This window comes from Streptomyces sp. NPDC102270 (assembly GCF_044766405.1).
Taxonomy (GTDB): domain Bacteria; phylum Actinomycetota; class Actinomycetes; order Streptomycetales; family Streptomycetaceae; genus Streptomyces.
Window position 1 is genome coordinate 364015 of the sequence record NZ_JBIWLX010000009.1, and the last position, 23602, is coordinate 387616.

Here is a 23602-nt window from a genome sequence, read left to right on the forward strand (position 1 = left end):
ACGCCCCACCCGCAAAAGGATCCCCCCATGCGCATTCGCTTGTACCTCGCCGCGCTCTCGCTGCTCGGCGGAGCCGGAGTGGCCACCGTCACGGCACCGTCGGCATCTGCCGCGGCCTGCTCGGACATCGACGTCGTCTCCGCTCGCGGCACGTTCGAGCCGGGCAACCTCGGTCTGATCGTCGGCGACCCGGTGTACTCCTCCCTGCAGAGGAAACTCACGGGCCGGAGCCTGACCAGCTACAAGGTGAACTACCCCGCGGACCTGTCCCTCACCTCGGCCGCACAGGGCAACGCGGATCTGGTGAACCACGTGAACAGCCAGGCGTCCTCGTGTCCGAACCAGCGCTTCATTCTGGTCGGCTATTCGCAGGGCGCGAACGTCGTCGACAACTCCATCGGCATCAGCAGCGCCGGTGCGGTGGTCGGAAGTCCCATTGTGGCCACCATTCCGGCGGCGCTGGAGTCACGCGTGGCCGCGGTGCTGCTGTTCGGCAACCCGATCCGGGCGATCGGCAAGAGCGTCACCGGCACGTACCAGAGCCGCACCATCGACTTCTGTGCCAAGGGCGACCCCGTCTGCGAGGCGGGTGGGAACGACACGCTGGCGCATCTGGGCTACACGGCGAACGCCGACGCGGCGGCGACCTTCGCCGCGGGCAAGGTCTGAGCCGGGCGACGGCACACGGAAGGGCCCGGGAGGAACTCCTCCCGGGCCCTTCCTCCTTGTGGTGGTTATCGGGGTGTGCGGGCGAACTCGGTGAGGGCGGTGGACACCGGCTCGGGCCGGCCGTTGTTCTGTACCGGCGCCGCAGTCAGCACGTCGAGGTGCTGGTAGCCGTCCGCGATCACGGGGTGCAGGTCGGCGGGGGCCCGCCCGGCGAGCAGTCCGTCGCCCGCGAGGACGGTGAGCGTCGGGTTGGCGGTGAGCCCGTCCGGGTGCACGACGAGCCGCTTGACCTGGGGGGAGGTGGACAGTTCGAGGTCGGTGACGAGCTTGGTCGGGAAGTACTGCTCGGTGAAGTCCAGCGGCTGTGCGGCCATGCTGCGCGCCAGCTCCTGGATGTCGGTGACCTCCTTGCCCGCGTTGGTGAACGGCGTCCCGTCCGCGGAGCGGTACCCGGGGTCGTCCGGATCGCCGACCCGGTCGTAGTTGCGCCAGGTGTAGAGCGGACCGTGGGGCACGGCCGGGATGGCCTTGTACTCGGTGCCGAAGAGGCCCGGCTGCGACGAACTCCCGTTGGCGGCGGGGAAGTTCTTGTCGGTGATGGGACCGCCGTCGAAGAAGCCCACGCTGCTCTGCAGGAAGGCGAGCGGTACGGACTGGTCGTCCATCAGCGAGCCGAGCACCGCCTGGTTGGTGAGCCGGAAGTCCTTCACCGCGGGGGAGCCGGTGAGGAAGGTGGCGGTGTCCTTGGAGAACAGGAAGCGGTTGGTGGCCTCGATATTGGTGTTGGCGGGCAGATAGCTCGGCAGGTCGGACTCGCCACCCGGATTCTGCAGGGCACCCACGCCCGCGATGGCGAGCAGGGTCATGGTCTCGGGGTTGAGCAGGACGGGCGCGGACAGGGAGCGCGGGAGCACTCCGCTGTCGAGTCCGGTCTGGACGACGCCGTACCCGAGGCCGATGTCGGGCAGGTTGGTGTCGTCCGGGATGCTGCCGCTCAGGTCACCGAGCGAGGTGGAGACGGTGGTGTCGAGGGCGAAGTAGCCGGCGCACTGGTTGTGTCCGGCGTCGGCGGTGGTGGCGGGGTTGCCGTCGAAGTCGGCGGCGGCGAAGTAACCGGTGATGACACCGCCGAGCGAGTGGCCGCCGCACAGCACCTTGTCCTTGCGGACGCTCCGGTCGGGCAGTTCGGCGGTGAGCAGGTCGTATTCGTCGCGGACGGTCTGCTCGATGCCGAGCTTCGCCATCCATCCGAGCTTGTCGTTGCCGACGAACCCGGCGAAGGTGCGGCCCTGGACCTGCTTGCCACGGTAGTAGTAGTCGACGGCGGTGTGCTGGTCCCCGGAGGCGATCCCGGTGCGGTCCTCCAGGCAGTTGGAGCGCCGGTCCAGGGCCCAGAACTCGATGTGCCGGCCCTGCTCGGCGGCGCGGGTCACGGTGTTGCGGGCGACGCTGTCGAAGGCTCCGGCGCCCTCCAGGATGCCCGGCTGGGCGACCAGGACCCGGTCGGCGTCCGCCGATGCGGCGGGGCCGTCGGCGGACCGGTAGCGCAGGTACGACAGCCAGTCGCACGCCGCGGGCCGGGCGCCGAAGGACGCGGGCAGGGGAGCTTTCACCCGCACCACGGTCTCGGTGACGCCGGCGCTCGTGCCCACGGCGGTCTCGGTTCTCGCGCTGTCTCCCTGGGCGTCGGGGGACGACACGGTGAACGCCCCGGTGGTCAGCAGCACCGCCAGCGCTGCGGTGCGCCACCTGTTTCCTCTGCTGCGACTCGTGTTCATGCTGGGACCGTAGGGCGGCGCGGGCCACGCCCTCGGGAGTTGCTCACAAGAACGCAGGGCCCGGTGGACGCTTTGTCACCAGCCGCAGAGCACGGTCGCCGACAGGAGGACGAAGCCGGCCGCGGCCCGGACGCCGCCGCTGCCGCGCAGTCCGAGGGTGCGGCGTCGCCCGCTGGTGCCGCGGACCTTGCGCAGGGCGTGCCGGCGGGAGAACCACGGCACGATGCCGCCGCCCGCGATCACCACAGCCGGCCGGTGGCGAACTCGCTGCAGGGGGCGGCCGCGCTCGCCGAGGTGGAGGTCGCGGTGGAACTCGTCGATCCAGGTGCGCAGCGGCAGTGCGCCGGTCGAGCCGTGCTGCTCCAGCGCGCCGCGGACCTCAGCCGTCGCGCAGGGTATGGCGCGGTGAGCGGTCGTAGGTGTGCCGGTACAGGGTGGCGAAGCGGCCCGGATGCGAGAAGCCCCAGCGGGCGGCGATGTGGGTGACCGTGACACCGTTCTCGGGGTCGGCGGCCGCCAGTTCGTCGTGGGCGTGGGACAGGCGGACCCGGCGGACGTGCGCGAGCGGGGTGCTGTCCAGGTGACGGCGGAAGGCGTACTGGAGCGCGCGGACGCTGATGTGGGCCGCCTGCGCGATCTGGGCGACGGTCAGGGGCTGGTCGGCATGGTCGTCGATGTAGGAGAGGGCGCGGCGCAGGGCGGCGGGGTGGGCGTCCTGGCGGTCGGAGCCGGTGGGGTCGGTGGACGCGGTGTTGGGGAAGGCGGCCAGGACGGCCGCGGCCAGGTGCTGGGCGGCGGTGGAGGCCACCAGCGGCTCGTCGGCGACGGCGGCGTCCGCCAGGACGTGGTCCTGCACGTAGCGGATGGTCGCCCGCAGCCGGTTGCCCGCGGCGGGGCTGAGCGGTCGGTGGCCGGTGAGCCGGACCGGTTCCGGTCTTCGGTTGTCCGCGGTCGCCGCGACCTGGGTGAGCAGGTCGGGGTCCAGCATGGTGATGTTGTAGCGGGCCGCGTGGACACGGCCCGCGTAGGACAGCTCGGGCGGGGCGAAGGACACCACGTCGCCGGGGCCGAAGGAGTCCGAGACTCCTTGGTAGACGTGGTCCTCGATGGTGCCCTCGTGGACCACGCACAGGCAGATCCGCCCCAGCGGGGTGACGGCGTAGCTCATGTCGAAGTCCAGGTCGAGCTCGTCGACACTGACCGAGTCGATGGCGCTGCGGTGGATCCGCGCCCGGCTGCTGTCCGGGGTGCCGTTGCCGATGCGCATCCGCGCGTAGGCATGACTGAGAAACTCCTCGGTCCGCTCCAGATCCTCGCTGTCGAACGTCAGCGTCTCCATCGCGCCAGGGCCTCCCGGTCTCCGCTCCTCATTCGCACGTACCCGCGAATGCCGCGATGCTGCCGGTCGCGTTTCGTTTTCTGTCCTGGCAGGTCACGAGGTGTGCGTCCGTCGGCTCGTCAGGCCCGGTCAGCGGTGTGCAGGCTGGAACGGGCGGCGACCGCCGGAGTCGCCGGGCAATGGGCGAAGAGGGCGACAGGCCGTACATGACGGAACGCGAAGAGCTGGTCGAGAAGATCGAGGAACTCCAGGCGGAAGTCGCCCAGCTCCGGCAGGCCCTTGTCTCGCACGCCGTCGTCGATCAGGCGATCGGTGTCGTCCTCGCCGTCAGCGGTCTCCGCCCCGAGCAGGGGTGGGAGGTTCTCAAGACCGTGTCCCAGCACACCAACATCAAGCTGCGGGATGTCGCCCGGCACGTCGTGCGCTGGCCCGACGCCGGCAGCCTGCCCGCGGAGATCCGCCGGGCCCTGCGCAGGGCGCTGGTCGAGGCACAGGCCGAGCACGGGGCCGGTCGATCGTCGGCCGGTACATCGGTACACGAGTCCCGGCATCGCCCTCCCCGGGAAAATCGGGTGACGGGCAGGAGACCTGTGCGTACCGTTGATCACATGGAGGTCATCAGCCGTACCCACACCGCAGACGCGCGAGCGACCAGCTCACCGGCTGCCGACGCCTGACCTCCCCCCTCTCCCCCGGCGGCCGGAAACGGACCGCCGGTGCAAGGCCTCTTCTCGCGCTGCTGCCGTGGTCGTTTCCGGTCCCACGAGACCGAAGGACCACCGCCATGGACACGGACCGGACCGTAGGCGTCTTCACCGACTTCTACCGCGAGCGCGGACATCACCTGATCACGGGCAGCACACTGCTGCCCCCGCCCGGGGACCCGGTGCTCTTCACCACGTCGGGGATGCATCCGCTCACTCCCTATCTGGAGGGCCGCCCGCATCCCCGGGGCCGCCGTCTCGTGAACGTGCAGCGCTGTCTGCGGACGACCGACCTCGACGAGGTCGGTGACTCCACGCACCTGACGGTGTTCGAGATGCTCGGCTCGTGGTCGCTCGGCGACTACGGCCACTCGCAGAGCCTGCGCTGGGGGTACGAGCTGCTCCGCGACGGTTTCGGCATCCCCCACGACAGACTCCACGTCACGGTCTTCGGCGGTGACGAGCAGGTGGGCCCCGACCTCGAATCCCTGCGCACCTGGGAGGAGTTGGAGGTCCCCGTGGAGCTCACCGGGGAGGACAACTGGTGGTCCAACGGGCCCGTCGGCCCGTGCGGCCCCGACTCGGAGATCTTCGTGTGGACCGGCGGCACCCCGCCGCGGGGCACCCCCACCACCGACCCGCGCTGGGTGGAGATCTGGAACCACGTCGTCATGCGCTACCGGCGCCTCGAGGACGGCTCGCTTTAGCCCCTTGAGCGCCCCGGCATCGACACCGGCATGGGACTGGAACGCCTGGTCACCGTGCTGCAGGGCCGCAACTCGGTCTACGACACCGACCTGTTCGAACCATGGCTGCGACTGCTGCCGTCCCTGTGGCGACTCGACGGGCCGTCGCTGCGTCTGGTCTGCGACCATCTGCGCTCCGGTGTCGTCGTCATCGGCGACGGGGTACGGCCGTCCAACACCGGCCGCGGTTACGTCCTGCGCCGCGTCGTGCGCCGCCTGCTCACCACCCTGCGGCGCGACGACCCGTCCCGCACCCTCTCCGACCTGCCGGTCGAGCTCCTCCAGCACACGCTGGACCACTTCCGCACGGACTGCGGGACAGGGTTCGTCCGTGACGTGCTGCTGGAGGAGGAACGCCGGTTCGACGGGTTGCTGGAGCGGGGCCGGCGTCTGCTGTCCGGGCCGCGGTACCGGGGGCCGCTGAACGAGGAGGACTACGAGTACCTCCACGACACCCACGGTCTGCCGCGCGACCTGGTGCTGAGCCTGCGCCGACAGGGGTGACGGCTACTCGGTGCGCAGGGCCGTCGCCGTGCGGGCCTGCGCCGCCCAGCCCGCCGGGATCATCGCGCCCAGCAGGGCGATGACGACACCGGCCAGGCCCAGCAGGAGCAGCTGCGGGGTGTCGTAGACATCGAGGACGGACCTGGGCAGGCCGGTGCCCGCCGCGTGTCCCATCACCGGGAGCAGGAAGCCGTGCAGCGCGTATCCGGCGGGGACGCCGACGAGACCGCCGAGCACGCCGATGCCGGCCACCGAGGCGAGGACGAGGCCCACGGTCTGCCGGGGCGACATGCCGAGCGCCTTGCACACGCCGAGGTCGTGGACGCGCTCCCGGGTGTCCAGGAGGACGGAGTTGAGGACGCCGAGGGCCGCGACGGACACGAGCATCAGGGTGAGAAGCGCGGCCATCGCGTTCAGGATGACCACGAAGTTGTCCCCCTGGGAAGGGGCGTTGGCCCGGGCGTCGGCGCCGAGGGGCTCGATCCGCGCGGCGAGCTTCTCGGCGTACGCGACCGGGGAGACGCCCGGCTTCACGTCGACGAGGAACACCTGGGGCCTGGTCGCGGGGAAGTCCGCGAGGTTCGCCTGGATCTCCATCACGTCGTCGGAGGTGCCGAAGGCCTCGCCGACGATCCTTAAGGTGGCCGTCTCCTTTCCGACGGTCACGCGTACGGTGTCGCCGATCTCGCTGCCGGTGGTGTCCAGGAACTGGCCGGGCACGACGACCTGGCCCGCGCCGGTGAGCCAGTGCCCGGAGACCATGGCGTAGCCGCCGCGGCTGGAGTCGCCCTGGTACAGGGTCGCCCGGACGATTCCGGAGACCCCGGCCACGGTGGCGTCCTGCTGGCCCATCCCGTAGAACGAGGCGGTGCCCGACTGCGCCTTGATGGCGGCGCTCACCTTCGCCGGGTCGGCCGGCTCGGGCTCCGGGGTGCCCGGCGCCGGGACGTGCTCGCCGCCCGCGACGCTCGGGCCGCCGGTGAAGACGGTGACCGCGGAACGGTTCTCGGGGTCCTGTACCGCGTTGACCTCGTTCAGTGAGGAGGTGAGTCCGACGGCGAGGGTCGCCGCGATCGTGCCGAAGGCCACGGCGAGCAGCATCGCGACGGCACGGACCGGATGGGCGAAGGGGCTGGCGAGGCCGTAGGTCACCGCCCTGGGCAGCGGCAGCCGGCCCGCCGCGCGGTGCGCCCACTGGCCCCGCCCGGTGCGCGGGGCCCGGCCGACGGCGATGGCCTCTACCGTGCGCAGCCGCCCGGCCCGCAGCGCGGGGACGAAGGCCGCGATCCCGACGACCAGCAGCGCGCCGGCGGGCACCACGAGGTCCACCCACCAGGCGACGGACAGGGTGGCGGTGCCGTACGCCTGCTCGGTGTCGTCGAGGAGGGGGACGGCCAGCAGGTTGCCGAGGACGACTCCGAGCGCGATGCCCCCGGTCGCCGGGATGAGCGCCTGGGCCACGTAGGCGCGGACGACTTCGCGCGGGGTGAAGCCGATGGCCTTGAGGATGCCGATCCTGCGCAGGCCGGTACCGACCGCACCGCTGATGACACTGCCGACGATGATCACCGACATGACGATGCCGAGGACCCCGAAGGCGACGAGGAAGGGGATGGTCGGGGCGGCTCCCCGGTCGGCGGCACGCTTGGTGTCGAGGTAGGACTGGGTACCGAGGAGCGCCCCGGTCGGGACGGCGGCGAGGAGCTTCTTGCGGTCCGCGGCGATGTCGCCCTTCGAGCCCGCCGAGTCGAAGCGGTAGAGCATCTGGCTGTTGACCGGGGTGTCCTTCGCGGCGAGTGCCGTGACCTGTACGGGAGTTGTCCACGCGTCGGCGGTCCTGCCGGCCGAGGTGGCGAAGCCGACGACCGTGAGAGTCGTGCCGGAGGCCGTCAGGGTGTCGCCCACCTGGAAGGCGGGCCCCTGGTAGGAGGAGCTCAGCACGATCTCGCCCGGTTTCCTCGCCCACCGGCCGGTTGTGAGGTCCAGATCGTCCACTTCGGCCTGCGGGCCGGGGCGTCCGACCAGGGTCATGGCAGGAGGCCGGCGGCCGGACGAGTCGGTCGCCCGCAGGATCGTGGTGGGGTACGGTCCCGCGCTCGCCGTGACACCCGCCAGCTTCCCGGTGGCCCCGAGCTGCTCGGCGCTGACCTTGGCCGGGTCGAACTCGGCGGTGACATGGGCGCCGTTCTGCTCGGCGAAGGCGTGGTCGAAGGGCGCGTTCGAGACGACCATGAGGGAACCGGCGACCACGGCCGCTGCCACGGCCATCATCGTGGCGATGGAGATGACGACGGTCTGCACCCGGCGCCGGCTCACCCCGGAACGTACGACGCGGACGAGCGGGCCGGTCATCGCACGGCCCCGGCGCGGGAGTCGAGAGCGACATGGCCGTCGACGAGGTGGACGGTCCGGCTCGCGCAGGCCTCGGCCAGGGCCGGGTCGTGGGTGACGAGGACGATGGTCTGGCCGCCGCGGTGCAGGTCGACGAGGAGCTCCCGGACGTCCTGGCCCGAGGCGCTGTCGAGGGCGCCGGTCGGTTCGTCGGCGAGCAGCAGGGCGGGCCGGTTCACCAAAGCCCGGGCGACGGCGACGCGTTGGCGTTCACCGCCGGAGAGCCGGCCGGGGTAGGCGTGGGCGTGCTTCTCGATGCCCAGGACCGCCAGGAGCTCACGTGCCCGGGCCTCCGTCTTGCGCCGTGAGGTCCCGGTGAGCTGGGCGGGAAGCCGGATGTTGTCCAGCACGGTGAGGTCGTCGAGGAGGTTGAAGAACTGGAAGACCATGCCGACGCTTTCCCGGCGGAACCGGGCCAGGGCGTGCTCGCCGAGCCGGTCGATCTGCTGCCCGGCGACGGTCACGGTGCCCTCGGTCGGCTTGTCGAGGCCCGCGACGAGGTTCAGCAGCGTGGATTTGCCGCTGCCGGAAGGACCGGTCACCGCGAGGGCCTCGCCCTGGGCGACGGAGAGGTCGAGCGGTCCGAGCGCGGGTGCGCCGGCGGTGTCGTAGCGCTTGGCCACGCCCTTCAGTTCGATCACTGCGGTCATGGGAGGTGCCCGTCCTGTCGCTTGTCGGGTCGTGTCCTTGTCGGCGTGGCGAAGGTATGGGCGGGCGGGCGGCGGGCGCGTCGGCCGGGGCACCGACATGCGGCCCTCCGTGCGGAGGACCCGGCCGGGGGTCATCCCTGCGAAGTACGCCCGTAGAACGGGGTGTTGGTCGTGGAGACGGACGCGCGGCGGGACCGGGGCCGCGACAATGAGCGCATGGAGACGGAGTACCTGCGGGGATGGCGTCGGCAGGTGCGTGTCGCGCTGCGGCCGGAGGCGAAGGGCGCCGCGCTGTCGCGGCGGTCGGTGTGGTTCGACGTGCTGCTGGCCGTGCTGCTGACGGTGGTCGCGCTGGTGGTCGCGTCGCGCTATCCCGGCGACGGGCCGGTGCGCGTGTCGAGGTACGCGGACGGCGTGCCGGTGCCGCCCCGGCCTCCCGTGCTCCCGGGCGTGCGGATCGAGGAACCGGTCTCCGCACCGCCCTGGGTCCTGGTCGTGCTGTCGGCACTGCCGCTGGCGGCGCGTCGGCGGTTTCCGCTGACCGTGTTCGCGGTGGTGCTCTGCGCGGGGCTGGCCATCGGCGACGACGCCTCCTGGATCAACGTCCTGACCTGCGTGATCGGCACCTACAGCGCGGTGACGCACAGCCGGCACCGGGCGGGCGCGATGGCCGGGCTCGTCGTTGCGGCCGTCCTCGCCGGGGTGGCCTTCCGGTCGACGGAGCCGGTGCTGCCCGGCTGGTCGAGTCCCGGGGTGGTGCTGCTGGTGGCGGGGGTGCTGGCCAGCGTGGTGCGGTTCGGGCGGCGGCGCCTCGCGGCCAGCCGGGACCGGTTCGCGGCGCTGGAACGGACGCACGAGGAGGCGACCCGCCGGGCCGTGGCGGAGGAACGGGCCCGGATCGCCGCGGAGTTGCACGACGTCGTGACCCACAATGTGAGCGTGATGGTCATCCAGGCGGGCGCCGCGCGCAAGGTCATGGACGCGGCCCCGGAGCGGTCCAAGGAGGCGCTGCTCGCGGTCGAGGCCGGGGGCCGGGCCGCGATGGCGGAACTCCGGCACGTGATGGGCCTGTTGGCCGCCCCGGACACCGGCCGTGCGGACTCCCCCGCCGACGGCCTCGAACCGCAGCCGGGGCTCGGGCAGTTGGACGCCCTGATCGACCGGGTGCGGGCCGCGGGGACCCCGGTCGGCGTCGCGGTCTCCCTGCCCCCGGACCCGCTGCCGCCCGGCGTGGACCTCACGGCGTACCGGGTGGTCCAGGAGGCGCTGACCAACACCCTCAAGCACGCGCCCGGCGCCGAGGCCGTCGTCACCGTCGGCTGGTCCGGCGACCGGCTGGAGATCGAGGTCATGGACACCGGCGCGGTCCGCGACGGGGTGCCCGCGGACGGGAACGGCCGCGGGCTGATCGGCCTGCGCGAGCGGCTCGCGGTCTACGGTGGCGCGCTGACGGCGGGCCCGACCCTCGCCGGTGGCTTCCGAATCAGGGCGGAGGTGCCGTGGCGGACGACGTGAACGGCCACGGCCGGGCCCACCCTGTCGGGTCGCCAGACCGACCGAGCGGCGCAGCGGCCCCGGCGACAGCCCCGCGAACCCGAGGCACGGCCTCCTCGGCGGACCGGCGGTTCGGTCGGGCCGCGTCGTCGGCGCACGGCACGGGCGAGGAGTGGCAGCGGTGACGGACGGCATGAACGGCATCCACGCCGGCACCGGCCTCGACGGCGACAGGCTGCGGGCCGTCATCGCCGACGACCAGGCCCTCGTACGGACCGGGTTCGGGATGATCCTCACCGCGGACGGCATCGAGGTGACCGCGGAGGCGGCGGACGGGGCGGAGGCGGTCGCCGCGGTCCGGCGGACCCGCCCCGACGTCGTCCTCATGGACATCCGGATGCCTGGTATGGACGGCATCGAGGCCACCCGGCGGATCCTGGCCGAAGACACCGCGGGCGAGATCCGCGTGATCATCCTGACCACGTACGACCTCGACCACTACGTCTACGCCGCGCTCACCGCCGGGGCCAGCGGTTTCCTCCTCAAGGACGTCACGCCCGAGCATCTGGTGGCCGCCATTCGGCTGGTGCGGTCCGGGGACGCCCTGCTGGCGCCCACGATCACCCGTCGCCTGATCGAGCGCTTCGCCCAGCGGGAGGAGGCGGTGCCCTCGGCCGAGCTGCACCGGGACCTGTCCGGGCTGACCCCGCGCGAGCTGGAGGTGCTGCGGCTGCTGGCGACGGGGCTCAGCAACGCCGAGCTCGCGGAGCGGCTGTTCCTCAGCCCGACCACGGTGAAGACGCACATCGGCAGGATCCTGTCCAAGCTGGAGCTGCGCGACCGCGTCCAGGCGGTCGTCCTCGCCTACGAGAGCGGGCTGATCACGCCGGGCGGTACCGCGGAAGGCGCCTCGCGGGACCCCTAGGACATCAGCCCGGCCGCGACCGTCGCCCCCAGCTCCCAGCACGCCTCGATGTCGGCCTTGCCCGGTTCGCCGGTGACGGTCACCGGTTCGGCCGCACGCCGCCAGCCGAGACCGGTCGTGATCGACTGGATGCCGCGCAGGGCACCGGTGACGTCGTTGCCGCCGTGCACGTAGCAGCCGAAGGGACGGCCGCGCGTCTCGTCGAGGCACGGGTAGTAGATCTGGTCGAAGAAGTGCTTGAGGGCGCCGGACATGTAGCCGAGGTTGGCCGGGGTGCCGAGCAGGTAGCCGTCCGCCTCCAGCACGTCCGAGGCGGTGGCGGACAGGGCCGCGCGCCGTACGACCCGCACGCCCTCGATCTCCGGCGCCGTGGCCCCGGAGACGACGGCCTCGAACATCGCCTGGCAGTTGGGCGAGGGCGTGTGATGCACGATCAGCAAGGTGGCCACGGTCGAACCCTGCCCTGCCCCGGCTTTCGTCCGCAAGCCGTGCCCTGGCCGGGCACCGCCGGGCTACGATGCCGGGAACCGCGACGGGGGAGCGAAGTCATGGCCGACAAAGGGCAGCGGGCAGCAGCGGTCTTCGATGCGCTGGGGTTGGCGTACGAGAAGGCCTTCGCCCGTTCGGAGGCTCACCTGGCCTCGCTGGAGTGGCTGCTCGGAAGGCTGGCTCCCGGAAGCAGGGTCCTGGACGTCGGCAGCGGCACCGGCCGGCCCACCGCGTCGACGCTGACCGCCGCCGGCCACGAGGTGCTGGGGGTGGACGTCTCCCCCGTCATGGTCGACCTCGCCACGCGGCAGGTGCCGCAGGCCACGTTCCGTCGCGCCGACATCCGTGAACTGCCGTTGGAGGAGGGTTCGTTCGACGCGGTCTGCGTGTACTTCTCGCTGCTCCAGATGACCCGCGCCGAACAGTCCGAGGTGCTGGGGCGGCTGGCCCGGGCCCTGCGGCCGGGTGGGACTCTGGTACTCGCCACCGTGCCGGCCGACGTGGAGGACCTGGCGGTCGAGTTCATGGGCCAGCCCGTCCGGGCGACCAGTTTCGCCGCCCAGGACGTGGCCGCCGTGGTACGCGACGCGGGTCTGACGGTGGAGTCCGAGCATTTCGCGGAGTTCACCCCGGACCACCCCGAGGGCGCCACCGAACCGCATGTGTTCCTCTACTGCACTCTTCCGTAGGACTGCGAGTACGCCTTCATCGGTCGGTCAGCGCACGGCCACCTGCACGTACGGCACCAGCCGCACCGGCCCCACCAGACCGTGGTCCTGGCGGGCGACCCCGCCGAACACGGTGGGCTGCTCGACCCTGAGCCGGTTGATGAGCGGGGTCGTCACCTCGATCTCGAGGGTGTTCGCACCGCGCCGCAGGAAGGGGCCGAGGTCGACGACGGGGTGGAGCCGGTCGGCCGCGGGCAGCCGCCGGCCGTTGACGCTCACCCGGAACGTGTCGCTGACCTGGCCCAGCTCCAACTCGGCACCGTGGGACGGCGTCCAGTCGGCCGGCAGGGTGACCGTGGTGCGGTAGCGGCCGACGCCCGCGGAGTCGGCCAGCTCGGGGATCTGGGACCAGGGCCTGAGCGTGTCGAGGGTGAGGCTGCGCCGGACGTGTGCGGTCCGGATGGCGTCCGGGCCCGGGTACCAGTCGTCCACGTGCAACTCCCAGCGGGCCGGGGTGATCGGCGCGGGCACGGCGGGGGTCCTCGTGGTGACGGTGCGGCCCCGGGACAGGCGTGTGGTCCAGGTACCGGCCGTGCGGGCGCGCACGGTCAGCCCGCTCTCGGTGAACAGCACCGCGTCGGCGTCGGTGGCCTCGGCGTGGGGGCTGCCGCCGTGCCGGTCGCCGAACAGGCCCGGCCGCCCCAGGGCGACGATCATCGTCTGACCCGGCTGGAGCGTCACCCGCAGGGTGACATCGTCCCCGTCCTCGGTGTAGCGCGCGAGCCGGGTCACCTCGCCCGTCCAGGGAGCGAGCAGATACGGCACCGTCCGGCGGCCGTGCGTGCGGCGCAGCGTGACGTCGTGGTCGATCGCGGCCACGGGCGGCTTGACCGTCTCGGCGTGCTTGCCGTTGCACAGGTAGTAGAAGTCCGCGTCGGCGGTGACCCGGTGGGCGTTGAGGAGCGTGGACGCGGTCGCGTGCCGCACGTCGGCACTCACGCCCAGTGCGGTGAGGGCGTCGCCGACCGCGGCCTTGTCGGTGACCCGCACGACACGGGGCAGGGCGAGCAACCGGCCGAGAAGCCCGCGCAGCCGGTCCGTCTCGCCCTGGTCCGGGACGCCGGGGGTCAGCACCTGGTCGAAGGCGCCGAACAGGACCACGGGGAGCCCCGCCTCCGCCAGGGCGAGGATCCTGCGGGCGTCCTCGACGGCGAGCGTGGGCGTGGAGCCGTAGAAGAAGTCGCCCTCGACGAACAGCGCCTTGTAGGCGGGCCCTTCGGGGGCGAGCCGGCCGCCGGAGACGGTGGCGGAGGGCAGGTCGAGGAGGGGGCCGCTGAGGAACTGGTGGGTCCAGCCGAGCGGGACACCGGTCGCCGTGAACCAGGAGGCGCCGATGCCGGTGGCGGTGTAGCCGGTCTGCCGGAACACGGCGACGTCGGCTCTGGCGGTGCCGCTCTGGAGCACCTGGTGGACGCGGCCCAGGTAGCCGGAGATGTCCTCGACGTGCCGCCAGGTGGGCTGGCGCGGGCCCCACGACTCGCCGTAGCCCGCGGTGCCGTTGTACGGGCTGAAGGCCGCGAACCCCGGCCAGTTGGCGCCGGGGGCGGTGGCGTAGGAGAAACCGTGCACGACGGTCTGGTTGACGCCGGCCGCGTAGGCGCCGCCCATGGTCCGCAGGAAGCGGTCCCAAGTGGTGCTGTAGGCGGATCCGTTGTAGGCGCCCGCCTCGCAGGACAGGACGGTCCGTCCGGCCATGTCCCGGCCGCCGGCCAGGCAGCGGTAGTCGTCCAGGTTCTTGAAGCCGAGCGACTCGCCCTCGGGGACGTCGAGGATCGCGGCCGCGGCGATGGCGTCCGTCTGGAGGCCGTACGGCTGTGAGCGCAGGGTCATGCCGAGGGTGTGTGCCCAGTCCCGCAGGGCGGTCAGGTGGTTGCGGTTGAAGAGACCGGAGACGGTCTCCCAGAAGTCGTGCCGGATCTGGCGGGTGAACTGGGCCTCAAAGGCGAAGACCTGGTTGCCGTTGTCCAGGACGAGGGCGGGCAGGTACGGCAGCAGGGGCCGTCCGGTGTGCTTCTCGAAGGTTTCGGGCAGCAGGGGTGTCCAGGTCAGGCCGTCGGTCTCCAGCTCCACGGAGTCCTCGAAGAAGGAGCCGCCCGCGGCTCTCAGCAGGCGCCGCAGGGACGGTGTCAGCAGGTGGTCCTGCCAGTAGGAGGTGACCGCGGTGGTGCCGGCCGGGCTGAAGTGGTCGACGGCGTAGGCGGCCGGGGTGGAGTGGGGTCCGGACTCGGGCTGCTGGCCCGACCCACGTACCCAGTAGGAGATGAGCACCCAGTCGCCGCCCTCGGGCGCGGTCCAGGTCAGTGCGCCGTCGGTGACGGTGGCGGTGAGGTCCTGGACGCTGTCCAGGTCGAGGCCGGTCTCCTTGCGGGTCGAGTTGGCGGGCTCGACCCGGGCGGCCTGGACGGCGAGGAGCTGTTGGCGGCTCACCCCTGCGGCCGGGGCATGGACGGGCTGCGGGACCGGTCCCTGGTAGGTGCTCCCGCCGGTCAACGAGACACGGCCGTGGGCGAGTTCCTTTGCGGCGGCCTCGTCGTCGGGTGTGAGACCGGGGACTGCGACGGGCCAGCTGGGGCCGAGGGTGAGGTCGACCGTGAGCCCCCGTCTCGCCGCGCGGCGCAACGCGGCCTCGACACCGTCCCGCCAGGGTCCGCTCCCCCAGCCGTGGTGCGCGGTGTCCAGGACCGACTTGTCCCTGATGCTGTGGTGGACGGCGGCGATCTCCACACCGCCGAAGCCCGCGTCCGCGATCTGGTCGATCTCGCGGGCGATCTCGTCCGGGTCCACCAGACCGTCCGGCCACCACCAACGGAACATGGGCCGCACGGACTTCACCGGGGCCGCGAACCAGTCGGCGGTCGCCCCCGAGGCCGCGGCCGGGACCGCCACCCCGAGCGCGGCGACGGCGCCGACGGTCAGCCCGGCGGCCAGGACCGCGCGTCGGGATATCCCACCGCGCTGCGGGATGGCTTCATGCATGTGAGCGCCCCCAGATGGATATTGAATCGTTTCAATCACGGTGAACGCCCGAACGCTAAGCCTCCGTCTCGACCAAGGTCAAGATGCGTGCACCGCCAACGCGGCGGCCAGGGCGTCCAGATGGTCCGCGACGGGACCGGCGGTGAGCAACCCGCTCGCGGCGCCCGCGAGTTCACCCCTGGCGGGGCCGAGTGCCTCCTGGGCGCGCCGCATCAGCGGGCGGTCGTCCACCTGGACGGCCGCGCGGGCGAGCAGACTCCACAGGGCCTCGTACAGCAGGTCCCCCGGCGGGGAGGGGACAGCGGCCAGCAGGCGTACGGCGTCCTGGTCGCACCCCTCGGCGAGCACCAACAGGGGGCGTACCCATGGCTCGTACGGGCCCCAGTCGGTGTGCGGGTCGGCGGCGACGGGGAGGCCGTGGTGCAGCCGGAGGCACAGCAGGGCCAGCGGCAGCAGTCCGTGTTCCAGGCCGGGCATGCCGGCGCCGTCAAGCAACCTGGCGGCGGCGCGGTACGCGGACTCACCGAGGTGCGGAGGCTCGGTCGCCGCGGTGCGCAGTGCGCGGTACCACGTGGTGAACACGGCGACGAGGGGCAGTGCGTGGCGTTCGGCGAGCGCGTCGGCGGCGGCCGCGTGCCGGTCGGCGGCCGTGAAGTCGGCGGTGGCGCAGTGGGCTTGCAGCCGGATGAGGTGGCCGAGGACCTCGTAGGTGAACAGGCCGTGCCGCGCGGCCACTTCGGTGATCTCCGCGCCGATGCCGTCCCGCCGGCCGGCGAGTCCGGCGCGTTCGAAGGTCTGCATGAACAGGCCGTTCAGGGCAAAGACGAGCAGGTTGGCGTCCTCGAGTCGGCGTGCGCCGGCCACGGCCTGGTGGGCCGCCTGGAGGGCGCGTGTCCCGTCGGGGAGGGTGCCGCGGGACTCCACCGCCACGGTGGCCAGAAGCCGGGCCCTCGCCGCCTCGGGCGCGCCCGGCGGCAGGAGGCGCAGGGTGCGTTCCGCCGCGCCCACCAGCCGCTCGGCCTGGGCCGGATCGTCGGAGCGGGTCCAGACGGCGGGGACGTCGTAGACGCCGATGACACGGGCCGTCAGCTCCGGATCGCCCAGCTGCTCGGCCGCCGCCACGGCCGCGGCGCGGTGGCGTCGTGCCGCCTCCAGGCCGCCGCCCCCGGTGACGGCGAGATCACGCATCAGCCCGGCGGTCGACTCCAGACGGGTACGGGCCCGCGGCGGGACCATGCTCTCGTACGACGCGGAGGCCTCGGCCCACACCTGTGCGGCCGTGTCCGAGGGGCCCGGGTCCAGGTGGTCGGCGTGCCGCAGGATGTCCTGCTCGGTCCGGCGCAGCCGCGGGCCCGGCTCCACGCCGAGGTGCTCGCGCAGCAGCTGCCGTGCGCGCCGCAGGACGGACAGGGCGTCGACCTGGCGGCCGGAGCGGTACAGGGCGAGGGCGAGCAGCTGCCAGGCGTCCTCCCGCCAGGGGTGCTCGGCCACGTGGGCGTCGAGCTCCGCGGCGGCGTCGGCGGCGGCGCCGAGGGCGAGCTGGGCCTCGGCCCGGCGTTCGACGGAGGTCAGCCGGAGCGCGGCGAGCCGGGAGCGTTCCGCGCGCGCCCATGGCTCCTCGGCGAAGTCGGCGTAGGCGGGGCCACGCCACAGCTCCAGAGCCTCGGTCAGCCGGGCCACCGCCTGGGCGGGCAGCAGATCCGCCGAGGCGGCGACGGCGTGCTCGAACCGCCAGGCGTCCACGTGGGCGGGTTCGGCGCGCAGGGCGTAACCGGGGCCCTCGGTGACGAGGAGACGGGACGGGGACCGGCGGGGCCGCTCGGGTTCCAGCGCGCGGCGCAGCCCGGCGACGAAGGTCCGGACCGTGCCCACCGCGTCCGCCGGCGGCTCCCCGCCCCACAGGTCCTCCACCAGACGGGGGACGGGCACGACCCTGCGGCGGGCGACGAGGAGACGGGCCAGCACGGCGCGGTGCCTCGGGCCCTTGAGGGCGATCGGTTCCCCGCTCTCGCCCCAGGCGGCCACGGACCCCAGGACTCCGAACTCGACCACGCGCACGCACCTCAACGTACACGCGTTCATCCATTGCTCATTCGCTCCCCGGACGCTGAGCACATGGGCGACTCCGGGCCCGGACGTCTCCCCCGTACAGCCCCAACGAAGGAAGCCCTACCGTGAAAACCGTCATCCCCGGATTCGAGTACCACCGCGTGTCCGTCGCCGAGGGCGTGTCCCTCCATACGGCCGTAGGAGGCACCGGCACACCCCTCGTCCTGCTGCACGGCTTCCCGCAGACCCATCTGATGTGGCGCCACGTCGCGGCGGACCTGGCGGCCGACCACACCGTCATCTGCCCCGACCTGCGCGGTTACGGCGACAGCGACAAGCCGCGCGAGGACGGCCCCCACACCTACTCCAAGCGGACCATGGCCGACGACATCGTCACCCTCGCACGCCGCCTCGGGCACCCCCGGTTCGCGCTGGCCGGCCACGACCGGGGCGCACTGGTCGCCTTCCGCGCGGGCCTCGACCACCCGGACGCGGTCTCCCACCTGGCCTGTCTGGACATCCTGCCGACGCTCGACATGTGGGACGCCCTGCACGGCACGTCGGCGGCAGTCGCCTTCCACCTCTACCTCATGGCCCAGCCGCCCGGCCTCACCGAGCGGATGATCTCCGCGAGCGCGGACGCGTTCTTCGGCCACTTCCTCGACCTGTGGGCGAACCGGCCCGACGCGATCCCGCCCCACGTCCGTGCCGAGTACCTGCGGGCCTGCCGCGAGGCGGTGCCGTCGATCGTCGCCGACTACCGCGCCTCCGCGGGCATCGACGTCGAGCACGACCAGGCCGACCGGGCCGCGGAGCACCGGCTCGGCATGCCGGTGACCGTGCTCCAGCAGGACTGGGGGTCCGCGCTCGGCTACGACGCCACCGCGCTGTGGGAGGCCTGGTCCGACGACCTTCGTCATACGACCGTCTCCTGCGGTCACTTCATGGCGGAGGAGGCGCCGGGGGACGTGGTGAAGGCCCTGCGGGAGCTCGTTCTTCGCTGACCGTGCCTCGGAGTCGGCGGCAAGGGGCGCACCATCCTGCGCCGGGACTTGACCCGGCTCTCACCACGGTGGACGCGGGGTGGACGGCAGCTCGGCCATCCGCAGATTCCAGCGGCCGCCGCGGCCGGTGAGTTCGACGGTGGACAGCGGCGGCACGTCGACTCTCCAGAACGCCTGGTGAGGTGCCCCGAGCGCGTGCACCACCGCGGCCCGCGCCACCGCCTGTTCGACCACCGCGAGCACGCGCCCCACGTCGGGCTGCAGCGCGTCCAGCCAGGCGGCCACGCGGTCGCAGAGCTGCGTCACGCTCTCCCCGCCGTGCGGCGCCGCCCCCGGGTCGGCGAGCCAACCGGCCAGCCCCGACGCGTCGCCCGCCGCGATCTCGTCGAGTGTGCGGCCGTACCAGGAGCCCATGTCGAGGTCGCGCAGCGCCGGTTGCGACGTGACGGACTCCCAGCCCAGGGTCCGGGCCGTCTCGGTGCAGCGCCGGGAGGGTGCCATGCAGCGGGTGGCGGCCTGCGGGAGGGATCCGGCGACGGCCCGCACCCGGTGCAGCGCGCGCTCGTCGAGGGGGTCGTCGGCGAAGCGGACGGCGCGTTCCGTACGGGCTGCGGCGCACAGCAGGGTGAGCCGGACGGTCATACGGGCCCTTTCGACGAGTCGCCTGGGGTGGTTCATCGTAGGTGCCGTACGCCCTGTTGGCCGAGGCGCGCATTGCCCCTACCACCTGGGACGACAAGGACGACGGCGCCACGGAAGTCCGGTGCAGTCCCGGCACGGTCGCGCCACTGTGTGCCACCCCTCGGCCGACGAGGTGTGGTGAGTCAGACCCCACGCCGTCGTCGAGTGCCCCACATGACACGGGACGCGTTGTTCCCGAGGAGGTCTCGCCATGGCGCAGTCCACTGCCGCCCCCACACCCACCACCCCTGCCCTCGCACCACTGCCGGTGCGGGCGCTCGTCCCCTGGGCCGTCCTCTTCGGCGTCCTGATGCTGGTCCTGCTGTACTTCGTCGGCGCCGAACAGGGCGCCACCGCACTCGTCTCCGGCGAGGGCGTCCACGAGTGGGTGCACGACGCACGCCACCTGCTCGGCTTCCCCTGCCACTGAGGCGGGGCGGACCCTCATGAACTCCACAGTCGTACGTACCCTGTTGGCGCGCGGCATGCTCGCCGGGCTCGGCGCCGGTGTCCTGGCATTCGTCTTCGCCCACCTGGTCGGGGAGGGCCCGGTGGACGCGGCCATCGCCTTCGAGGAGGCCGGCTCCCACGAACACGGCGAGGAACTGGTCAGCCGTTCCGTGCAGTCGACCGCCGGGCCGGCCACCGGCGTCCTCGTCTTCGCCAGTCGCCATCGGCGGCGCCGCGGAGCACTTCGAGGCCGCCGGGTCCTGGCGGTGTCGTCCTCGTCGCGGCACGAGCCTCTCCGTATCCGGTCGGCGTACGCCTCCCCCCTGGGGTACGGAAGACCGGTTACCGCTGTTCGGCCGCTGTGGGCGCCGCCCGACTCGGGACGACCGTGTTCCCCTGCCCGTCGGTTTCGGCCGGAGGCACGACAACACGTTCTCCGGGCACGACGGAAGGGCCGGACACCCGTCTGTCCGGCCCTTCCGCACCTCCCGGGTCAGCCGCCGTTCAGGCGGGCGCGCAGGAGCTTCTTGCCGATCTCGGCGCCCTTGCGGCTGTCCGCCTGGGCCTTGCGGAACAGGTCGGCGACCTCGGTGTCCTTGCCGCGTTCCGCGTCCTCGATGTAGCTCTCCAGTCGCAGCGCGTTGCTCAGGCACGCCTCCACATACCAGATCAGGTTGTAGTCCTTGTCCGGCGTGCCGGTCGCGCCGCCGGTCTCCGTGCTGCTGGTCATTCCGGCCTCCTCGAGCGGTAGTCGTTCCGGAGCCGGACGAGTACCCGCCGTGCGCAGGTCAGTCCACGCCGGGGCAGAAAATCCGCCACGGGAACGCGACCGGTCCCTCGCGGTGCACGGTACGGAGGTGCGGGCGGGTGCGAAGGAAAGGGAGGGCGGGCGGCTCAGTCTCGACGGCGCCGGTCGCCGCCACCCCGGGTCTGCGTCGCCGCCGTGCGCCGACCGCATAAGCTCGACGGATGGCGAAGTACTTCGACGTGCACCCCGACAACCCGCAGCCCCGCATCATCTCCCAGATCGCCGAGAGCATCCGCTCGGACGCGCTGATCGCGTATCCGACGGACTCCTGCTACGCGCTCGGGTGCCGGCTGGGCAGCCGCGACGGCATCGACCGGATCCGGACCATCCGGCGTCTGGACGACCGCCACCATTTCACCCTGGTCTGCCAGGACTTCGCGCAGCTCGGCCAGTTCGTACGGGTCGACAAGGACGTGTTCCGCGCGATCAAGGCGTCGACGCCCGGCAGTTACACCTTCATCCTCCCGGCGACGAAGGAGGTGCCGCGCATGCTCCAGCACCCGAAGAAGAAGACGGTCGGCGTGCGCATCCCCGACCATGTCGTCACCCAGGCGCTGCTCGCCGAGCTCGGGGAGCCGCTGCTGTCGAGCACCCTGCTCCTGCCGGACGAGGAGGAACCGATGACCCAGGGCTGGGAGATCAAGGACCGTCTCGACCATGTGCTGGACGGGGTCGTCGACTCCGGGGACTGCGGTACCGAACCGACGACGGTGATCGACTTCTCGGGCGGCGAGGCGGAGATCGTCCGGCACGGCGCGGGTGACACCAGCCGGTTCGAGTAAAGCGGCGCTCAAGCGGGAGGGGGCCGCGGCGGCCGGGTGGATGATGCGTGCAACCATGTGCCCCGGCCCGGTTCCGCCGGGTCGGCGACCTGCTCGCCCTGCCATGCGCAGAGAGGTACCCCCATGACCTCCGTACAGGGAACCGCCGTCGACATCCCCACCGAGGACGGCACCGCCGACGCCTATCTGGCCCACCCGGCCGACGGTGCGCCACGGCCGGCCGTTCTGCTCTTCCAGGACGCCTTCGGGCTGCGCCCCCAGCTGAGGTCGATGGCCGACCGGCTCGCCGGGGCCGGCTACACGGTCCTCGTGCCCAACGTGTTCTACCGTCACGGGCGCGCGCCGGTCTTCGAGCTGCCCGAGTTCATCGACCCGGGCGCGCGGCCGGAGATCTTCAAGCAGATCATGCCGGTCATGCAGGCACTGACGCCCGAACTGGCGATGCGGGACGCCGGGGCCTATCTGCGCCGGCTGGCCGACCGCCCCGAGGCCACCGACGGTCCGGTCGCTCTCACCGGCTACTGCATGGGCGCACGGCTGTCCCTTCTCACCGCCGGCACCTATCCGGACCGGGTGGCCGCGGCGGCCGGTTTCCACGGCGGGCGCCTGGCGACCGACGCTCCGGACAGTCCGCACCTGGTGGCCGGCAACGTCACCGCCGAGCTGTACTTCGGTCACGCCGACGACGACCCGTCACTGCCCCCGGAGCAGATCGAGCGCCTCGCCGCGGCACTGACCGAGGCCGGGGTCCGCCACCGCTGCGAGGTCTACGACGGTGCCCCGCACGGTTTCACCCAGGCCGACACCGCCTCGTACCACCCCGAGGGCGACGAACGGCACTGGGCGGCACTGCTCGACCTGCTCAAGCGGACGTTCTAGACGTTCATGCACCCGACCCCACCATCACTTTGTGTTACCGTTTAACGTTTGCGCGCTCATGACTTCCTGCCGGGCCTTCCTCGGTACGTCCCCTCTGCGGAAGGCTCCTCATGGACCACCCCGACCACCCGGACCACCCCGGCACGGCGTCCCCCACCGTCTCCTTCGCCGACCTGGCACTCCCGGACCAGGTGCTGCGCGCCCTCACCGAGCGCGGTGTGCGCGAGCCGTTCCCGATCCAGGCGGCCACGCTGCCCGACGCCGTGGCGGGACGTGACGTCCTTGGGCGGGGACGTACCGGATCGGGCAAGACACTCGCGTTCGGTCTCCCGTTGCTCGTCCGGACGGCCGGGCAGCGCGCGGAGGCGAAGCAGCCCCTCGCGCTGATCCTGGTGCCCACCCGGGAGCTCGCCCAGCAGGTCACCGAGGCACTGGCACCGTACGCCGAGGCGCTCCGGCTGCGGATGGCCGCGGTCGTCGGCGGTATGTCGATCGGCCGGCAGATCGCCGCGCTGCGGGAGGGCGCCGAGGTGGTCGTCGCCACCCCCGGCCGGCTGCACGACCTCGTGGAGCGCAAGGCCTGTCGCCTGGGGCGGGTGCGGATCACCGTGCTCGACGAGGCCGACCAGATGTGCGATCTGGGTTTCCTGCCGCAGGTCACGGAGGTGCTCGACCAGGTGCGGCCCGAGGGGCAGCGGATGCTGTTCTCGGCCACCCTGGACCGTGATGTCGACCAGTTGGTCAGCGACTACCTCAGCGACCCCGTCGTCCACTCGGTCGACCCGTCTGCGGGCGCCGTCACGACGATGGACCACCACCTCCTGGTCGTGCACGGCCCCGACCGGTACGCCATCACCACGGAGATCGCCGCCCGCGACGGCCGCGTACTGCTGTTCCTGGACACCAAGCACGGCGTCGACCAGCTCACCCGGCATCTGCGGACCAGCGGGGTGCACGCCGCGGCCCTGCACAGCGGCAAGTCCCAGCCGCAGCGCACCCGTACGCTCGCTCAGTTCAAGGACGGGCAGGTCACCGTCCTGGTCGCCACCAACGTCGCGGCGCGCGGCCTGCACGTCGACGACCTGGACCTCGTGGTCAACGTGGATCCGCCGACCGACGCCAAGGACTATCTGCACCGCGCGGGCCGCACCGCCCGGGCGGGTGAGTCCGGAAGGGTCGTCACCCTGGTGCTGTCGGGCCAGCGACGCGAGACGAGCCGTGTGATGACCGAGGCCGGCATCGAGCCCACCGTCACCAAGGTGCGCTCGGGCGAGGCGGAGCTGAGCCGGATCACCGGGGCCAAGGCGCCCTCCGGCACCCCGCTCGACCGCGGGCCCGCCGCGCCCCGGCCCAAGAACACCAACACCCCCTTCCGCGGGCTGGGCACCAGCAAGGACACCTCGCGCGGCACCGGCGGCAAGTCCCGGAAGGCAGGCGAGGCCCGCAAGCTCGCAGAGGCCCGCAGGGCCGCCCAGGTGCGCCGCGGCGGCTGAGCGCGCCGCTGCTCGGCGTCGGAACGTCTCTGCTTCGGGAGTGGCCTCCGGTCGACCCGAAAA

At 72.5% G+C, this 23602-nt stretch carries 17 protein-coding genes and 5 pseudogenes; 12 read left to right on the forward strand and 10 right to left on the reverse strand.

Annotated elements, in window-relative coordinates; all coding sequences use genetic code 11:
• Positions 1-27 precede the first annotated feature (27 nt).
• The gene (locus tag ACIRP7_RS21255) at positions 28-669 is read left to right on the forward strand and encodes a cutinase family protein (RefSeq protein WP_403661575.1); all 642 of its coding nucleotides are present in this window, start codon (positions 28-30) and stop codon (positions 667-669) included.
• A 65-nt stretch (positions 670-734) separates the two neighbouring features.
• Here the strand turns inward: ACIRP7_RS21255 and ACIRP7_RS21260 are convergent, their stop codons facing one another.
• The 3 genes and pseudogenes from ACIRP7_RS21260 to ACIRP7_RS21270 all read right to left on the reverse strand — a co-directional run.
• Entirely contained in the window at positions 735-2447 is a 1713-nt protein-coding gene (locus tag ACIRP7_RS21260; RefSeq protein ID WP_403661578.1) for a hypothetical protein, read from the reverse strand.
• Positions 2448-2522: 75 nt separating this feature from the next.
• A pseudogene (locus ACIRP7_RS21265) lies at positions 2523-2966 on the reverse strand (PepSY domain-containing protein); the annotation flags it as partial.
• Positions 2896-3786 (reverse strand): annotated as a pseudogene (locus tag ACIRP7_RS21270) (helix-turn-helix transcriptional regulator); the annotation flags it as partial. The pseudogenes ACIRP7_RS21270 and ACIRP7_RS21265, both read right to left, overlap by 71 nt.
• A 206-nt stretch (positions 3787-3992) precedes the next feature.
• Here ACIRP7_RS21270 and ACIRP7_RS21275 point away from each other — a divergent pair.
• Both ACIRP7_RS21275 and ACIRP7_RS21280 read left to right on the forward strand, forming a co-directional pair.
• Positions 3993-4292 (forward strand): annotated as a pseudogene (locus ACIRP7_RS21275) (ANTAR domain-containing protein); the annotation flags it as partial.
• A 278-nt stretch (positions 4293-4570) separates the two neighbouring features.
• A pseudogene (locus ACIRP7_RS21280) lies at positions 4571-5740 on the forward strand (alanine--tRNA ligase-related protein).
• A gap of 3 nt (positions 5741-5743) precedes the next feature.
• On the opposite strand, the gene ACIRP7_RS21285 reads toward ACIRP7_RS21280, so the two are convergent.
• Positions 5744-8092, reverse strand: coding sequence for an ABC transporter permease (locus ACIRP7_RS21285; protein ID WP_403661581.1), 2349 nt, complete (start codon positions 8090-8092; stop codon positions 5744-5746).
• Positions 8089-8781 carry an ABC transporter ATP-binding protein gene (locus tag ACIRP7_RS21290; RefSeq protein ID WP_403661584.1) on the reverse strand — a complete coding sequence of 231 codons (693 nt, stop codon included), beginning with the start codon at positions 8779-8781 and terminating at the stop codon, positions 8089-8091. Before ACIRP7_RS21290 ends, ACIRP7_RS21285 begins: the two co-directional genes overlap by 4 nt.
• A gap of 216 nt (positions 8782-8997) precedes the next feature.
• Here ACIRP7_RS21290 and ACIRP7_RS21295 point away from each other — a divergent pair, with 216 nt between their 5' ends.
• A complete protein-coding gene (locus ACIRP7_RS21295; RefSeq protein ID WP_403661586.1) occupies positions 8998-10296 on the forward strand; it encodes a sensor histidine kinase in 1299 nt (432 codons plus the stop codon).
• 172 nt (positions 10297-10468) lie between these two features.
• Positions 10469-11200, forward strand: a complete 732-nt coding sequence (locus ACIRP7_RS21300) for a response regulator (protein ID WP_403661787.1) — start codon at positions 10469-10471, stop codon at positions 11198-11200.
• On the opposite strand, the gene ACIRP7_RS21305 is transcribed toward ACIRP7_RS21300, so the two are convergent.
• A complete protein-coding gene (locus tag ACIRP7_RS21305; RefSeq protein WP_403661589.1) occupies positions 11197-11649 on the reverse strand; it encodes a flavodoxin family protein in 453 nt (150 codons plus the stop codon). The genes ACIRP7_RS21300 and ACIRP7_RS21305 overlap by 4 nt on opposite strands.
• Positions 11650-11748: 99 nt before the next feature.
• Between ACIRP7_RS21305 and ACIRP7_RS21310 the strand changes: the two genes are divergently transcribed.
• The gene (locus ACIRP7_RS21310; RefSeq protein WP_403661592.1) at positions 11749-12378 is read left to right on the forward strand and encodes a class I SAM-dependent methyltransferase; all 630 of its coding nucleotides are present in this window, start codon (positions 11749-11751) and stop codon (positions 12376-12378) included.
• A gap of 27 nt (positions 12379-12405) precedes the next feature.
• Here ACIRP7_RS21310 and ACIRP7_RS21315 read toward each other — a convergent pair whose 3' ends face one another.
• Together ACIRP7_RS21315 and ACIRP7_RS21320 are read right to left on the reverse strand one after the other, a co-directional pair.
• Positions 12406-15393, reverse strand: a complete 2988-nt coding sequence (locus tag ACIRP7_RS21315) for a glycosyl hydrolase (RefSeq protein ID WP_403661595.1) — start codon at positions 15391-15393, stop codon at positions 12406-12408.
• A gap of 78 nt (positions 15394-15471) precedes the next feature.
• Complete coding sequence (locus tag ACIRP7_RS21320; protein ID WP_403661598.1) at positions 15472-17451, reverse strand: BTAD domain-containing putative transcriptional regulator; 1980 nt, start codon at positions 17449-17451, stop codon at positions 15472-15474.
• A 116-nt stretch (positions 17452-17567) separates the two neighbouring features.
• Between ACIRP7_RS21320 and ACIRP7_RS21325 the strand changes: the two genes are divergently transcribed.
• Positions 17568-18446 carry an alpha/beta fold hydrolase gene (locus tag ACIRP7_RS21325; RefSeq protein WP_403661601.1) on the forward strand — a complete coding sequence of 293 codons (879 nt, stop codon included), beginning with the start codon at positions 17568-17570 and terminating at the stop codon, positions 18444-18446.
• A gap of 60 nt (positions 18447-18506) precedes the next feature.
• On the opposite strand, the gene ACIRP7_RS21330 is transcribed toward ACIRP7_RS21325, so the two are convergent.
• Entirely contained in the window at positions 18507-19124 is a 618-nt protein-coding gene (locus tag ACIRP7_RS21330; protein WP_403661604.1) for a histidine phosphatase family protein, read from the reverse strand.
• A 214-nt stretch (positions 19125-19338) separates the two neighbouring features.
• Between ACIRP7_RS21330 and ACIRP7_RS21335 the strand changes: the two genes are divergently transcribed.
• Positions 19339-19557 (forward strand): CbtB-domain containing protein, encoded by a 219-nt coding sequence (locus ACIRP7_RS21335; RefSeq protein WP_403661607.1) that lies wholly within the window; start codon positions 19339-19341, stop codon positions 19555-19557.
• 16 nt (positions 19558-19573) lie between these two features.
• A pseudogene (locus tag ACIRP7_RS21340) lies at positions 19574-19814 on the forward strand (CbtA family protein); the annotation flags it as partial.
• Between the two features lie 256 nt (positions 19815-20070).
• On the opposite strand, the gene ACIRP7_RS21345 reads toward ACIRP7_RS21340, so the two are convergent.
• Positions 20071-20307 (reverse strand): hypothetical protein, encoded by a 237-nt coding sequence (locus tag ACIRP7_RS21345; RefSeq protein ID WP_352389819.1) that lies wholly within the window; start codon positions 20305-20307, stop codon positions 20071-20073.
• A 239-nt stretch (positions 20308-20546) separates the two neighbouring features.
• On the opposite strand from ACIRP7_RS21345, the gene ACIRP7_RS21350 reads away from it, so the two are divergent.
• The 3 genes from ACIRP7_RS21350 (at position 20547) to ACIRP7_RS21360 (ending at position 23539) form a co-directional block, all read left to right on the forward strand.
• A complete protein-coding gene (locus ACIRP7_RS21350; RefSeq protein WP_403661610.1) occupies positions 20547-21167 on the forward strand; it encodes an L-threonylcarbamoyladenylate synthase in 621 nt (206 codons plus the stop codon).
• A 123-nt stretch (positions 21168-21290) separates the two neighbouring features.
• Positions 21291-22046, forward strand: coding sequence for a dienelactone hydrolase family protein (locus ACIRP7_RS21355; RefSeq protein ID WP_403661613.1), 756 nt, complete (start codon positions 21291-21293; stop codon positions 22044-22046).
• A gap of 110 nt (positions 22047-22156) precedes the next feature.
• The gene (locus ACIRP7_RS21360; protein WP_403661616.1) at positions 22157-23539 is read left to right on the forward strand and encodes a DEAD/DEAH box helicase; all 1383 of its coding nucleotides are present in this window, start codon (positions 22157-22159) and stop codon (positions 23537-23539) included.
• Positions 23540-23602 lie beyond the last annotated feature (63 nt).